This is a genomic window from Sorangium sp. So ce836 (assembly GCF_028553905.1).
In the GTDB taxonomy this organism is placed as follows: domain Bacteria; phylum Myxococcota_A; class Polyangia; order Polyangiales; family Polyangiaceae; genus Sorangium; species Sorangium cellulosum_D.
The window spans coordinates 12,275,307-12,289,915 of the sequence record NZ_CP102233.1 but is presented as its reverse complement, the minus strand read 5'-3'; the positions used below and the strand labels follow the sequence as shown (position 1 = coordinate 12,289,915).

The following is a 14,609-nucleotide window of genomic DNA, read 5'->3' as shown; positions in this document are numbered from 1 at the left end:
GGCATGTAGGCACGGCTGGCGCGCGCGGAATATGTGGCAAGTTGTCGCAGGCCTACCGTCCCGGTCGTTGGTACATCGCGTTCGAGGAGCGGCGGCTGCGCGGCCCGGTTCGCGCCGCGTGCGAGACCTACGCTCGGTCCCGACGCGGCGCTGGTGTTGACGGCGCGCGCCGCGCGCCGCCGGAGCAGCCGTCCTCGCCGCTCGCGCGGGCGCGGGGCCGGATTTGCGTGCAGCGGCCGAGCGAAAGGAAGTACAAGGGCTGCGAGCGTCGAAGAGAGAAGAGGAACGCCGGATGACAGGCATGCTTCGCGGGGGGCTGCGGCTCGGTTGTGCAGCGGCCGTGGTGTTCGCGGCGGGACCGGCCGCCGCCATGCAGCCGGCGTCCGGTTCCGCTCCCCGGGTCTCGCCAGCGCCTGCCGCGTCGCAGCCAGCGCCTGCCGCGCCGCAGCCAGCGCCTGCCGTGCCGCCAGGCGGCCCAGCCGGCGCGGCGCCGGTGGGCGCGCCACCGACCGGGGTTGCGCCGCCGGGAGCTCCCCAGGCGCTCCCGGCGTGGGCGACGAGCCCGAGCCCCTGGCCGCCCGAGGGCGAGCAGCCCAGCCCGAAGCGCGTCTGGTACGGCTGGCAGCACCTCCTCGTGCTCGGCGGGACCGCCATCCTCGCGCCCATCGCCGTCGGCACGGAAAACGAGGTGCTCGCCTGGTGGTCCTTCAGCACCTTCGCGCTCGGGGGTCCGGTCACCCACTGGGCCAACGGCAACCTCGGCAAGGGCTTCGCCAGCCTCGGCCTCAACGCCGGCTGCACGCTCGGCGGCGGCATGGTCGGCCTGCTCGTCGGCAGAGCTTCGGACTCCCGCCGGTGGGAGGAGCTGGCTGGCATCATGATCGGCAGCAGCGCCGGCCTGCTCACGGCCAACATCATCGACATCGCGGTCCTCGAGCGCGAGGAGCGCTCGACCGCCGACAGCTACGAGTACATCCGTCTCCGCCCGCCTCGCCTCCGGCTCGCGCCGCACGTCGCCATGGCGCCGGACCGCGCCACGCTCGGCCTCGGCGGCGCCTTCTGAGGAGGCTGCGGGGGCCGGGGGCGCGCCGGCGAGGGGGCGCGCCGGCGAGGGGGCGCGCCGGCGAGGGGGCGCGCCGGCGAGGGGGCGCGCCGTCGCGACGGCGCGCGGCCCTTCGGCCTGGCTCGGCCGCCGCGGGGGTGTAGCATCCGCGCGTGTTCATTCCGAAATCAGGTGCACGACGGCTCGCGCTCGCCGCGCTCGCCGCGCTCGCCGCCTGCGGCGGCGCGGAGCGGCAGGATCCCCAGTTCGCAGACGCGCCCGCGGTCCCGCTCCCCGGGCCGCCCGGCGCCGCGCCGCTCGACGCGCCCGGCGGCGAGCCGGAGGAGCTGCCCGGCGTCGGCACGGCCGAGCTCGTCCGCCGTGAGCGCCACACGTGGTGGCAGCTCGTCTCGCAGCTCTACGCGCCGTGCGCCGATCAGGCGGTGTCGCTCGCGCAGTGCGTCCGCGAGTCGCGCCCCTGCGCGGCCTGCGTGCCCGCCGCGCAGCTCGTCGCCGACAAGATCCGCGGCGGCGCGAGCGCCGCGGAGGCGCAGGCCGCGTACGGCGTGCGGTTCGGTCCGAACGTGAAGAAGATCGACCTCGCCGACTCGCCGTCGCGCGGGCCGGAGCGCGCGACGGTGCAGATCGTCGTGTGGTCGGACTTCGAGTGCCCCTCCTGCGGCCGCGCGGTCCCGCTCCTCGACGAGATCTTCGAGCGCCACGCGCCGAACGTGCGACTGATCCACAAGGTGTACCCGCTGCGATCGCACCCGCACGCCGAGGCCGCGGCGCGCGCCGCCGTCGCGGCGCACGCGCAGGGCCGCTACTGGCAGATGGAGCGGCTCCTGTTTGAGAACCAGCAGCGGCTCGAGGAGAAGGACCTGCTCGGCTACGCGCAGCGGGTCGGCCTCGACATGGCCCGGTTCCGCGCGGACATGGCCGGCGAGGCCGCCGCCCGGGTGATCGCGCGGGACAAGGCTGAGGCCGACCGCGCGGGGCTCTCGGGGACGCCGTTCATCGTCGTCAACGGCCGGGAGTTCGACCTGGCGCTGTTCAGCCTGCAGGGGGAGCTGGACCGGTGGATCGCGACCGAGCTCGCGATCCTCGGCGGGGGCGGGGGCGCGGCGGCCGGGAGCGCCGGAGCGCCGGGCGCGCGGTGAGGTCCGCGGGTCGGCGGCGCCAGCCGCCCTCCCCATCGCGACCGCCTCAAGGGCGGAACCTGGCCAAGAAGATATCCGACGACATATCGCCAGCAGCCGGCAACGGGTGGAACTTCAAGCCGATTGTCCCCAAAAGCTCGCCGGTGACAACGATGTTACCGCCGGGGGCGCCGATGATCCCCGTCGCTGCCTGCGGATCCGCATCTCCCATGGACCAGCTCCACAGGGGGTCGCCGTAAGGGTCGAGCTTGGCCGCAAACGCGTCGGTCTTGCCTGCGCTGACGAGCGGGCTGCACCCGAAGGCCAGGCTCCCCTCGAACGAGCCAGTCAGCAGCACGGCGCCGGCGCGGTCGATAGAGACGGCGATGCTCGACTGGTCCTGAGCGTCGCCGAACTGGCGGTGCCACAGAAGCTCGCCGGCAGCATCGAACTTGGCGACATAGAGATCGTAGGCACCGGCGCTATGGAATGCCCCATCCGGAAAATCGATGGATCCGCGCGCCGCGCCCGCCATCACGACGCTCCCCTCGTCGTCGACGCCCACGCTGTGGCCGAACTGCGTGTCTTCGTCGCCGAACCGGTGACTCCACAGCGTCGAGCCGTTCTTGTCCAGCTTGACGAGGATCGCGTCCGGCATGCCGGCGCCCACGGTCGGGCCATCCCCGAAGTCAACCACGCCCAAGGCGTAGCCGGTCACCACGACGTTGCCTTGTCCGTCGACCGTCAGATCCGACGCTTCCTGCGTCTCCTGATCGCCGTAGGTTCGGGCCCACACGTATTCGCCGCTCCTGTCGAGCTTGGCCACGAAGAGGTCATCCCCTCCGGCGCTCGTCATCACCCCGCCGCCGAAGTCGACAGAGCCCCAAAGGGTGCCGGCGATAAGCACGTTGCCGTCTCGATCCGCTGCGATGCCGCGTCCGAGCTGATCATGGGCGCCGCCTAAGCGCTTGCTCCACACGTGCCTCCCCGAAGGGTCCAACTTTGCGACGAAGATGTCCCGCGCTCCCGCGCTTGCGAGCGGACCGCCCCCTAGATCGATCGTCCCCCGGAAATCGCCGATCAAGAGGACGTTCCCGTCCGCGTCCGTGCTGATCCGCTGAACGTGCTGTAGATCGTCGTCGCCGAAGCTCCTGCTCCATACTGGAGCGCCGCTCGGACCGAGCTTGATGACGAAGACGTCATCCGTCTCGTGACCCACCAGCTGCGCTTCCCCGATGTCGAGAGAGCCACCGAAGTTGCCGGCGATGATCGTGCTCCCGTCGCCGTCCACAGCGATGTCCACGGGGACCTGCATGCCGGCGGCTCCGATGCGGTGGACGTGGACGGAGGGCTCGCCGCACTCCGTGGAGGTGCCGCAGCCCTCGTCGTCCGCCGATGTGCAGCCGTCGATAGCCGGCGCGTCACAGGAGGAGGCGGCGCTCGCGCCGAGCTCAGCGCCGCAGCCCCCGCTCGCCTCGCAACCGTCGTAAAGTTGGCCGCACCCGAGGCCTCCCGACGCCGCTGAAGCATTGGCAGACGAATAATCGTCATACCAGGTCGACGCCGAAGTGCATCCTGCTGCGCAGTGGAGGAGCAACGATGCCATCGGCCTGAGCCATCGTATGTTTCTGCGTGCTGGTTCCGCTGGGCGATGCCCAGCGGCAGGGGGCGGAACGCTGATTTCCGATTTTGTAACTAGCGTCATCATAGATCCTACGATGCGAGGTGTTGGTTGCTTGCTGGGCACTTACGGTGACGCTGGTACTTGCCTTCGTGATCGTGATCGGATCGTGGTAGCTCATCCGCTCTCATGGCGAGCGTGTCGCCGTCGTACGACGCCGTGCGCCGTGAGCATCGATCGACATCCTCAGGATAGATCGCCGGATGCGTCGCGTGAATGCCACTTTGGGAGTAGCGCGCCGAAGCGCTGGGGCAGGTAGCATCGATGGCGTGATCCTGGACGCCCTTCCCTTCACGGCCGGCTCGTTGGCAGCCTATTTGTTGAACCAATGTCGTGGTGCGCAGGCGCCATGCGTGTGCCGTGCGACTGATGTCATGGACACCCCCTCCATCAGCACCCGGAGCGCGGGGTTTGAAACAATCCTCGGGCCGAACGAGCGCGCAGAGCTACAGCGGCATCGGCGCGGCCGGGAGCGCGGCGCGGTCGCGCGTTGCGCGTCGGGCGGCGGAGACGGAATCCTGGATGCAACCCTGGGAACACGTCAGGGCTGTGGGCCGGACGGCTCGGCCAGGTGGACCTCGTGGTTGGGCTTCCGAGCCCCCGGGACGGTCCTGTACCCCTTTGGTGGTACGCGCGCGCACAACGCTTCGCGCATCGGATATTCTCCACCCCCGATGCGATCCTCGATCCACCTGACGGCGCGGGAGCAGCGGATCACGTGGGAGCTCCTCGAAACCCTGCACAGCTCGCTGGATCTTCACGAAGTCCTGCGCGGGGCATACGGCGTGCTCTGCCAGCTCGTGCCGGCGGACCACGGCGCGCTCTGCATCTCGCTCCCCGGGGACCCGACGGCGTACGACTGGGCCGTCGCCGATCTCCCGTCGGAGCTGTTCGCGGGATACGGCGCTCTCGCGCCGCATGACTTCGTCCGGAGCGCCGTGATCGCGCAGCCGAACGTGGTCCTGCGCGACAGCGAGATGCTCTCCCGCACGGCCATCGAGCGGAGCGTGATGTACCGGCGCAGCCGGGAGCTCGGGATGCGGCTGGAGCAGGCCATGGCGATCCTGTTCGCGGTCGAGCCGGGCTGGCACGGCGGGATCACCCTCTACCGCGACCGGCGGCGCCCGTTCTCGGACCGCGACCGGGCCCTCCTGCAGCACCTCGCCCCTTCGATCGCGGCCGCGACGCGGAGCTGCAGACGCTTCGGAGACTCGATACGACGCGGCGACGCGCTGGAGGCGGCGCTCCGCCGCGAGGGAATGGAGGTCCTGGTGGTCGCCCCGCCGGCGTCCGTGCTCTCGCGCAGCGCGGGCGCCGAGGCGCTGCTCGGACGCTGGTTCACGCCCGTGGAGCGGAGCGCCAGCGCCCTCCCCGCGCCGCTCGCCAGCGCGCTCGGCGCCGCCGCAACCGCGCCCGCCTCCGGCCCGCAGGCTGCACCCTGGGTGCGACGAGCATCCAACGGCGAGCTGCGCGCCGACTTTGTGCCGTTCGTCGAGCGAGGGCGGAAGCTGTGGGTGGTGGAGCTGCGCGAGGGGGCGGTCGCGGCGGCCCCGGCGGCGTGGAGAGGGCGACTCACGGAACGGCAGGTCGAGGTGGCGGAGCGCGTGCTGCGCGGCTGGGACAACGCGTTGATCGCAGAGGATCTCGGGTGCACGCCTGCGACCGTCAAGAAGCACCTGCAGCGGGTCTACGACGCCCTGGGGGTACCGAGTCGGACCGGTCTCATGGCTCACGCTGCGCAGCGAGGCTGACGTGACTCGGCGCCTCCCGCTTCGTCGCCGCCGCGCTCTGCCGAGCCGCGCTGGCCAGCGCGCCGGCGATCATGTCCGGATAGAGCGTCCGCGTGACCCGCGCCGACAGGAGGATGGCCTCGCGCGCGTCCGGGCACGGGATCGTCGCGAGCAGCTCGGCGAGCTCGCGCACGTGCCCCTCGTCGGCGTCGGCGTGCCCCCGCAGGAAGCGCACCGCACCCGCGATACCAGGGATGCGGGCGCGTGCCACGAGGCGCGTTGCGGCGTCTCCGGCGCGGCGCGCCGAGAGCGCCTCCAGCACGTAGGCCGTACCCAGGAAGGCCTCGGGCGCGCCCGCCTCCACGGTGTAGCGGTTCCACGCGATATAGGCCTGTGTCGCCGGCGCGGGCTCCGCGCGCCTCACGGCCTCCGGGTCGCGCCCGAGGGCGGCGAGATCGTCGAGGGCCCATTGCTCGTGCCCGGACTCCTCCTCGGCCTTGCGGAGCAGAAGCGGCGCCAGGATGACGCGTCCATCCGCCGCGGAGGGCTCGCTCGCGCGCCCGATGCACCTGGCCGCGATCCGCGCGCCGGCTTGGGCGCACAGAGGTCGCGTCCAGCGCACGTAATGATAAATCTGCTCGAGGAAAGCCGCGTACTCGCTGGCCGTCGTGGCGCCGTCGTACAGCCGGCGGGCCGCGGGATCCGCGTCGAGACGAATGAGCAGGGCTGCGACCTCCTGATCCAGGGTGGTGATCCAGTCCAACATGTCCGTTGCCATGGTGTTCCTCCGTTCGAGATGGGTGATCGTTCAGGCGGCCTTGCGCGTCGTGGGTGTGGTCGTCACGGGTCGCGGCGCCCGCGCCTGCTCCTCCACCGAGGCGAACAGGGGCATGGCGAACCGGCGGAAGCGGCTGTCGTACCGGGCCGAGCCGATGAAGCGCGCGGCCATCCGGCGGGTGAACACCCTGAGCGGCCGGGGCAGCCGCAACCTGCCGACGGCGCCGGAGCGGGCCCGCGCGCGCTCCTCCTCGCTGTAGAAGGGGAATGCGGGCGAGGCCGGCGGTGGCTCGCCGCCGAGAGGGGAGACCTGGACCCGCGGGCTCACGAGCCCGAGCGCGGCGGCCACCTGGAGGATGATCGTGGCGTCCCCCGCGTGGTCGGTCTCCGCGTTCACGGCGGCGATCCAGTGGGTGACGCCGCGGCGGCGGCTCTCCTCGACCATGGCCGCGTGGAGCGCGTCCAGGGCGCTGCTGCTCCGATACCGCGCAAGGACGCAGAAGCGGGTGACCTCCGCCAGCGAGAGCCCTGGGACATGGAGGGTTCCGAGATCGAACCTGGACTCGAGGTCGACGCCGAGGCAGCCGCGGCGGGCGAGCGCAACCTCGGGGTTGGGCAAGAGCAGCCGAGTGGTCGCGATGGGCTGCCCGTCCGTGTAGGCGACGAAATGGATCGTTGTATCGAGGGTGTCGTACGGATCGACCTCACGCGGCGCGACAGGTGTGGCTGCGATGAGATTTAGCTCCTGACCAAAGACCTCCCAGCGGACGCGGAGCGCGTCGTCGAGCTCCTTGCGCGTGTGGGCGATACGGCAGTGAATCGAGATCATGATCAACTCCTCCGACGCGGTGCGCAGGCATTCTGAGAATGGTTCCGGGCTGCCGGCGCGGTCGCCGGCTCGTCGCCGCGGGACTCGCAGCGCGAGCTGCGCGTCCAGCGCGTGCGGCGCATGCTGCGCGTTGCTTGCGGCGCGACTTGCAGCGGGCATGCCACTCGATCTTGCGCTGCATGGGGCGCACCTCCAGGCCGGGAGGCACCTTCTGCTCCCCGATCTCGACGGAGACGCGACACCTGCGAGCCGTTACGCCTGTTACGGTCGTTACGCCGGTGTGACAGCTGCAAACGCGCAGCTTGAAGCGCATTTTCCAGCGGACTTCCTGGGACGACAGTCTGGGCAGCCAGCGGTTACGCTGAGGCGCTCACCAGCGCTCGCTCCCGCTTTGTTCGTACGGTGGTCGGGCGCACATCGCGGCGCCATGAGCACCTCGGTCGGTCAGCGGACGACGGAGCGCCGCGTGTGGGTGCATTGCGGCGCGGTCGTTGCTTGTCGCTGGCGTTGACAGCGGCGCTCGCGCGCATCGTTGACGCGAGATCGTTATGGAGGATCGCATGAACACTTCGGTTCAACGCGCGATGACGCAAGCATGAGCGCTCCTCCGGGGTGCCCGGTGTCTGTCGGGGAGGTCATCGCCGACAAGTACCGGGTGGAGGACGTCCTGGGCAAGGGGGGCATGGGCCTGGTCGTCAAGGCCACGCACCTCCACCTCAGAAAATCTGTCGCGATCAAGTTCCTTTTGCCGCAGGCCTCGTCCGAGGTGGTCGAGCGGTTCCGGAGGGAGGCCCGGCTTGCGGCCGGTCTCTCGAGCGAGCACGTGGTGCGCGTCATCGACGTCGCAGACCTGCCGAGCCGCCAGCCTTACATGGTGATGGAGTTCCTCGAGGGCAAGGACCTGTCGCGCGTGCTCCGGCAAGACGGTCCGCTGTCCATCCTCGAGGCCGCCTCGCATGTGCTGGGCACGTGCGAGGCGATCGCGGAGGCGCACGCCATGAACATCGTGCACCGCGATCTCAAGCCAGCGAACCTGTTTCTCGCGAACGGAGCAGGCGGGCTCCGGACCGTGAAGGTCCTCGATTTCGGGATCTCGAAGGCCATCGGCGACGCCGCAGACGGCGAGCAGGAGCTGATGCTCACCAAGAGCTCGGCCCTGCTCGGTTCACCTCTCTACATGAGCCCGGAGCAGCTGCGATCGGCCCGCGATGTCGATCAGCGTAGCGACATCTGGTCCGTCGGAGCGCTCTTCTACGAGATCCTGACGGGGCGGGCCGCGTTCCCTGCGCAGTCGCTCACCGAGCTGATCGTGTGGGTTCACGAGGAGCCGCCGACGCCGCCGGGCCAGCTGCGCCCCGACCTGCCGCGAGGGCTCGAGCAGGCGATCCTGCGCTGCCTCCAGAGGAACCCGGTGGATCGATTCCAGAACATCGCCGAGCTCGCATGGGCGATCGCGCCCTTCGGTCCACCGGAGGCCGGGCGGTGCGCGGTCCGTGCCTCGCGGTTCCTGGGACTCCCGCTCCCGCAACCTGCGGCGCAGGCGCACGACAGCAGGCGGCCGCCTCCGAGCTCCGCCATCCTTGTGGACTCCTCCGCACGAACGTCCGTGATCCCGCAGGAGCCCGCCCCGGACGCGGACGCGCCGATCGGCATGGAGTCGACCATCCGAGCAGACAATGCGAGCGCCGACGGGTCGGGTACGCCGGCGGAACGTCGTTCTCCGGCGTTTCATGCGGAGGGCGAGGGCACGCCGCCGAGGGCAGGACCCATGCGCACGCCCGAGCCGGGGAGGACGTCGATGGAGCAGAGCAAAGGCCGGCGCCCTGCTACATCCAGAGAGAAGCAGGCCGCGATCCTCGCCACCGTGGCGACGCTCGCCGCCGGCGCCGGCATCGCCGGCAACTTCAGCTTCGTGCCGAGGCGAGCAGGAGACGTGGCCGAGGTGGGGCTGGTCGCGCCGACGATTCGTCATGCCGCTTCCGAGGTGCATCACTCGCAGCCCATGCCGATCGCCGCGGACGCCTCTTCCAACGCAGATTCGGTAGCGCTCCAGGTTGTCCCCGATGCGGGGGCACAATCCATCAAGCTGGAGAACGCCTCTCCGGTTAGACCGAGAGCTCCGGAAGGTAAGCAGCCGAAGCCGCCTGTGCCGCCACCCCACAGTGCCGAGCCTGCACCGAGCAACTCTACGTCGCCACCTGAACCGACCGAGCGCGCACTTCGCAAGCTCGGCGATAGAACTGGCACGCAAGTCGAGGGCCCTTAAGACGAAGGTCACTAGAAATGAGATCATTGACACCGATGTATCTGCGTTCTGGACTTCAGCTGAGCCTCGTCGCGGTCTCGATCGGGCTCTCTATCTCCCTCAGCGCTGCACGGGCCGGCGCGCAGGCCCCCCCACCGGAGCCTCCGCGTGAGCTCGAGGGCAGCCCGCCTGCACCTTCTGCGGCCGCGGTGCCGCCTGCTCCGGCAGCAGCGGGGCCCCCTGCGGCGGCCGCACCGTCAGCCGCGGCGCAGCCTTCGCTCGAAATTCGTCTCGTCGACCCCGCGCGGGCCGATTTCATGGCCGGGAAGACGCTGCTCAAGAGTAAAGACTACGCCAACGCGCTCATCAAGTTCCGCGGGGCCTACGAGCAATCGAAAGATCCCGAGGTGCTCTGGTTCATGGCTCGCTGTGAGCAGCTCCTCGGGCACTACACGCGAGTGGCAGACCTGGCGACGCAGATCGAAAAGCATCCCAGCCCGCTGGTCACCGCGGCAGATCGGCAGGACGCAAGAGAGCTGGCGCAGGCGGTGGCGTCGTACATCAGCCTGATGACCATCGCCGTCAACGAGGCAGGTGCCCAGGTCTTCATCGATGGCGAACCCCGTGGATCGACTCCGCTCAAAGCGCCGCTCCGCGTCGATGTCGGCAAGCGGCGAGTTCGCATCGTGAAGCCCGGATTCAGGAGGTACGAGCGCGTCGTGGAGATCTCCGGTGAGAAGCCGCTCGACCTTCATGTGAGGCTCGTCAGGAAGGTGCAGAGCGCTCGTTTGCTCGTCACAGCCGGTCCCGACGAGCTGATCGCCCTCGACGGCAAGGTCGTCGGCCGGGAGCGCTGGGAAGGCACGGTGCCGGTGGGCGGGCACACCCTCCTCGTGACCGCGCCCGGCATGCTCCCGAAGGAGCGTGAAATTTCGCTGCTAGACGGCGAGGCCCGACGCGTTGGGATGGCCCTCGACACAGCTCGCCCTCCGCGTGGAGGACCGGTCTGGGTGTGGACCGCGGCCGCCGCGGTCCTGACCGCCGTGGCGGTGGGCGGCATCGCCAGCATCGTACATTCGGAGCTGGAGCCGTCGAGAAGCAGCCCTGACGTGAATGTCATCTACCCATTGCGATGAGCAAACGACGTGAGGACGCGAAGCATGATGACACCCAAGCGAATGGCGTCACTGGGTTGCCTGCTCGGCGCGCTCGGAGCCGCGGCGTGCGCCCCGTCAGGGAAGCTGGAGGTCTACATTGATACAGATATGGGCATCCCCAACAACGTGGATACCGTGTCTTTGATGGTGTCGGTCTCCGGCTCGGTGAAGTATTACAATTCCTTTTCGGTCTCGAGCGCGAACGATCTCTATCCCAGGCTCGTCATCCCGGGGTCGATCGTCTTCGACGCACCGGAGCCGGATCCGCTCGCGCCGGTGACGGTGGAGGTTACAGCCTGGAGCGGCGGTGAGGACGGGGATATTATAGGTTACAACAAAAGGGTCGTCACGGTGCCCGAGCATGAGTCGTCGACCACCTTCGTCCCACTCGAGTTCCTCTGTGCAACGAAGGTGTTCGAGCGAAAGGATAAGCATTTCAAGTTCGGGAGGTCAGCTTGCTCGGACGAGGAGACCGATAGGACGTGCGCGTTCTCGACCTGCGTGCCGGTCGATATCGTGTCAGAGATCGCTGACTACGACGCGGCCAAGAGCGCGCTCGATTGCTTCGACGTCCACAAATGCTTTGACAGCTCGCATACGCCCACGGACAGGATCGACATCCCAGCGGAGGGTGAGCCGTGTGTATTTGAGCTGAGGGGCGACAGCTTGCTGCGGGAGAGTTTGTTGGGCAAGAGGTTCAGTGATATCAATGTGGCGATACAAATGAAAGATAATGAGTCTGGGGGTCGCTGGGGAATGTGCGATGAACAGGGTAGAAATTGCCGGGTTGTCCCGATCATCCCCGACTTCATTCATAAGGAGATCAAAGGGCGCGAGATCACCGACAGCGTGACTTTGCCGGACGACTTTTGTGTTGAGCTGCGCAAGTACAAGGACGACGTCCTGGGCGTGCTGTTTGCTCACGCAACGCCTGAATGCCCACATCGGACGCAGCAGCGGCCCTTGTGTCGATCGCAGCTGGACTAGTCTGGTACCACGGTTTTGCTTGCGGACCGTCAGGGAGGCGTGCGCAAAGAGCGCCCTGGGGGCATTCGCGTGCCCGCCGCTCAAGAAGGTCGACGCGCTTGTCTCCTGTACACCGCCAAGGCGACGAGGAGAAGCGTCGAGAGGTAGGCGCCCTCTCGTGGCTGTGCGGCTGACGCGCAACCGGCGCCCCGGAGGATCAGCTCAGGCGTGCACTCACCGGCCTGACACGTGCCTCCCGTGCAGGGAGTGCCGTCGGGCACCGCCCTTGGCAGGCACATTCCGTCAACGCAGAACGTCTGCTCTGCACATTCCGCAGGGCAGTCTTCGGCGGCGTCGCAGCTCGTCAGCGTGGACGGCGCATCCGCGCCCGCCTCGCCGCTCGCCGCCGCCGGAGCGGAGGCCGCCGTGAGTAGCGCCGCCCCGCCAGCCGTGGCCCAACGGAGCGCGCGCCGGACGCGGATCGCCCATCGGGCTGCTCGCGAGCGCAAGCCGGTGATTTTCTCCGCCGAACAGCGCCGGATCGAAGGCTCTCTCGTCGCCGTCGCGTATGAGCATCGTTTCAAGTCGATGACCCTTTGCATGTGACCCCTCATTGGCGATGAAAACACCGATCCGCCGGGCGCCGATGTCGAGCGCCTGCGTGCTCCTGCGTATCGAAGTGGTCGCGCGCGAACGGCGTCGACGTTGACGGACCTAGCCCGGTCCCGGGCTCACACCCGTCGGTGCGCCGTCGCCTGCCGCGTCAGGGCAGCCGTTCGCCCTGCGATCCTTGCTGGGCTTGCCCCTTCGATCAGGACAGGCGTCCGCCGCGTCGGGGATGCCGTCGTCGTCCGGATCGTCCACGGAAGGGCACCCGTTGCTGTGCCAGCTCTTCGTCTGGACGCCCCGTTCATCGGGACACGCGTCGTCCGGCTCCTTGACGCCATCGCCGTCGGGATCCACCTCCGGGCAGCCGCTCTGCGCCGAAGCGGAGCGCTGCTGCCCGGACGCATAGGGGCAAGCATCGGACGCGTCGGCAACGCCGTCACCGTCGGCGTCCGGGACCCGCTCCTCGTCATCCTGAGGCAACTCCCAGCTCAGCGCCGCGACGATGCGGGAGGCGGGGGTCCCGATGCCGCTCGTGAGCCCCGGACCGGCTGCCAGCCCTGCCGAGACCCCCTCGAGCAGACGGACGCGCGCGCCAAAAAGAAGCTCGACGTTGTGCCCGATGTCCTGCCTGATGGAGCGGTTCGCGGCCTTGACGTAGACGAACTCTCCCGATAGCTGGGGCTTGTATTCACGGCCCTTGAACGCCGCCGTCACCATCTCGTGGAATGTGGTCGTCGCGCTCAGCTCCGTCGACAGGAACAATCTCCCGCCCCAGAGGGACAAGCCGGCGCCGCCGCCATACGTCAGCGCGGAAGCGCTCTCGGAATCGTGGAACAATCCGCCCAGATCGATGCTCCACGTGAAGATCTCGCCCCTGCCTCCGAGGAGCAGGTGCGGCGCGAGGCAGAGGCCGCCATCGCTCACGAACATTCCCGCCGCGCCGGTAGGGAGGTACAGATCGGTCGCCAGGGCGAATTGGGAGAAGTCTCCGTCCTCCGTTCCGCTCAGGCGAACGCGGGCCCCTACGCGGATGTCGCTCATCGCGGCTGAAGGCGGCGAATGCAGCTGCACGTCGTAGGCTGTCGGCCGCTCACCGCCCTGGTCGATGACGGCCGGGATCACCGCAGAGACGAGCAGGCGGTCCCAGAGCGAGAACGAACCACTGAAGTGCAGGAACGTCTGGTGGGTGACGACGGCGCCGCGCTCGGCGCCGCGCTCCAGCACGAGCGGCTCATCGGCATGGTCGATGAGCACCGCGGCTCGCGGGACGATGTGCCCGCCGATGGCCGGGGATTGTACCTCGTGAAAGGGGTCTCCGACGGGAGCAGGTGAGAACCGGTTCAGCCCGATATCGCCGAGCTCTTGGGCGCGGGCCTGCGCGGCGTCCAGGAGCAGGATCGAACCCACGAGTGCCATCGCTCGACCGAGGCGTCCAATCATGCCCCAACATGCTAGCGCACCGCATCGTTGGCTTACAAATGGGATTCGACGCTTGGCCTGTCTACAAAAGTGGTACGAGCTCCAGCGCTGGAATGCGGCGAGGGGCGGCTCGCCGCCCCCCCTCGAATCAAGCCGGCTCAGCTCGGCCGATTCGCCTTCTCCTTCTCGGACGCCGCGGGGCCGCCGCCCGCGGTCGCCCCCTGCCCGCCGGCCATGTGCGCCGCGGACGCGCCGCCGCTCTTGATCTGCACGGTGCGGCCGCGCTGCTGCTGCTGCGGCAGCTTCAGGCAGACCTCGAGGACGCCGTTCTCGAACCTCGCGTCCACGTCGTCGGGCTGCACGCCCTGGGGCAGCGGGATGGAGCGCATGAACGAGCCATAGCTGCGCTCGCTGTAGCTCACGCCCTCGCGCTGCTCCTGCTGCTCCTGCCGGCGCTCGCCCTCGATGATCAGGGCGTCGTCGTGGAGCTCCACCCGGATGTCGTCCTTCGTCACGCCCGGGAGATCGGCCTTCACGACGAGCTGACCGTCGCGCTCGCCCACCTCGATGTGCGGAGACCAGAGGCCGCCGCCGGGCGACGAGAGGCCCCGACCGCCGCCCTGCTCGGCAAGCGAACGAGACTGCCTGAACGGCGACAACACCCCGCCGATGCCGAAGTCCTCGAACATGCGATCCATGTCCTCCATCATCCGGCGCATCACCGTGAACGGGCTGAAGACCCCGCCCGCCCCGCCGTACCGCTCGATCTGACCGGCGCCTTGCTGGCGCTGCAGCCCGGCGGACTGGCCGCCGGCCCCCAGAGAGGAAGTCTGACCCGTCGCCTGGCTGCTGGGCTTGCCCTGCTGCGACCTGGCCACAGGGACGTCCTGACCCGCTTGCTGACGCTGCTGTTCCGCCATGGGAACCTCCTTTCAATGAGGAGTCATTACAAATATAATGCCTCATCGCCCTCGCGAAAGGGCGCACCGACGCAAAGGCCCCCTGTCGTGCGAGG

Annotated in this window: 13 protein-coding genes; 7 read left to right on the top strand and 6 right to left on the bottom strand. The window is 69.1% G+C overall.

All coding sequences use genetic code 11. The features are described from left to right. Positions 1–292: 292 nt before the first annotated feature. A complete protein-coding gene (locus NQZ70_RS44915; RefSeq protein ID WP_129579717.1) occupies positions 293–1,063 on the top strand; it encodes a hypothetical protein in 771 nt (256 codons plus the stop codon). 152 nt (positions 1,064–1,215) lie between these two features. Beyond that, entirely contained in the window at positions 1,216–2,202 is a 987-nt protein-coding gene (locus tag NQZ70_RS44910; RefSeq protein WP_129579716.1) for a thioredoxin domain-containing protein, read from the top strand. Between the two features lie 46 nt (positions 2,203–2,248). Here the strand turns inward: NQZ70_RS44910 and NQZ70_RS44905 are convergent, their stop codons facing one another. After that, complete coding sequence (locus NQZ70_RS44905) at positions 2,249–3,484, bottom strand: SBBP repeat-containing protein (RefSeq protein ID WP_165374482.1); 1,236 nt, start codon at positions 3,482–3,484, stop codon at positions 2,249–2,251. A 244-nt stretch (positions 3,485–3,728) separates the two neighbouring features. Continuing rightward, positions 3,729–3,983: a hypothetical protein gene (locus NQZ70_RS44900; RefSeq protein WP_129579714.1), complete on the bottom strand. Its 255-nt coding sequence runs from the start codon at positions 3,981–3,983 to the stop codon at positions 3,729–3,731. Positions 3,984–4,536: 553 nt separating this feature from the next. On the opposite strand from NQZ70_RS44900, the gene NQZ70_RS44895 reads away from it, so the two are divergent. After that, positions 4,537–5,613 (top strand): helix-turn-helix transcriptional regulator, encoded by a 1,077-nt coding sequence (locus NQZ70_RS44895; RefSeq protein WP_165374481.1) that lies wholly within the window; start codon positions 4,537–4,539, stop codon positions 5,611–5,613. Here the strand turns inward: NQZ70_RS44895 and NQZ70_RS44890 are convergent. Both NQZ70_RS44890 and NQZ70_RS44885 read right to left on the bottom strand, forming a co-directional pair. After that, entirely contained in the window at positions 5,585–6,370 is a 786-nt protein-coding gene (locus NQZ70_RS44890; protein WP_129579712.1) for an iron-containing redox enzyme family protein, read from the bottom strand. The two genes, NQZ70_RS44895 and NQZ70_RS44890, sit on opposite strands and share 29 nt — an antisense overlap. Positions 6,371–6,400: 30 nt before the next feature. Beyond that, entirely contained in the window at positions 6,401–7,198 is a 798-nt protein-coding gene (locus tag NQZ70_RS44885) for a GNAT family N-acetyltransferase (RefSeq protein ID WP_129579711.1), read from the bottom strand. Positions 7,199–7,793: 595 nt separating this feature from the next. Here NQZ70_RS44885 and NQZ70_RS44880 point away from each other — a divergent pair. The 4 genes from NQZ70_RS44880 to NQZ70_RS44865 all read left to right on the top strand — a co-directional run bounded on the left by NQZ70_RS44880 (position 7,794) and on the right by NQZ70_RS44865 (position 12,172). After that, positions 7,794–9,464, top strand: coding sequence for a serine/threonine-protein kinase (locus tag NQZ70_RS44880; protein ID WP_129579710.1), 1,671 nt, complete (start codon positions 7,794–7,796; stop codon positions 9,462–9,464). A 35-nt stretch (positions 9,465–9,499) separates the two neighbouring features. Beyond that, positions 9,500–10,579 carry a PEGA domain-containing protein gene (locus NQZ70_RS44875; RefSeq protein ID WP_207217640.1) on the top strand — a complete coding sequence of 360 codons (1,080 nt, stop codon included), beginning with the start codon at positions 9,500–9,502 and terminating at the stop codon, positions 10,577–10,579. 24 nt (positions 10,580–10,603) lie between these two features. Next, positions 10,604–11,587 (top strand): hypothetical protein, encoded by a 984-nt coding sequence (locus tag NQZ70_RS44870; RefSeq protein WP_129579708.1) that lies wholly within the window; start codon positions 10,604–10,606, stop codon positions 11,585–11,587. 348 nt (positions 11,588–11,935) lie between these two features. Next, complete coding sequence (locus NQZ70_RS44865) at positions 11,936–12,172, top strand: hypothetical protein (protein ID WP_129579707.1); 237 nt, start codon at positions 11,936–11,938, stop codon at positions 12,170–12,172. Positions 12,173–12,280: 108 nt separating this feature from the next. Here the strand turns inward: NQZ70_RS44865 and NQZ70_RS44860 are convergent, their stop codons facing one another. Together NQZ70_RS44860 and NQZ70_RS44855 are read right to left on the bottom strand one after the other, a co-directional pair. Then, positions 12,281–13,399 carry a thrombospondin type 3 repeat-containing protein gene (locus NQZ70_RS44860; protein WP_129579706.1) on the bottom strand — a complete coding sequence of 373 codons (1,119 nt, stop codon included), beginning with the start codon at positions 13,397–13,399 and terminating at the stop codon, positions 12,281–12,283. Positions 13,400–13,752: 353 nt separating this feature from the next. Further along, positions 13,753–14,514, bottom strand: coding sequence for an Hsp20/alpha crystallin family protein (locus tag NQZ70_RS44855; RefSeq protein ID WP_129579705.1), 762 nt, complete (start codon positions 14,512–14,514; stop codon positions 13,753–13,755). Between the last annotated feature and the right edge of the window lie 95 nt (positions 14,515–14,609).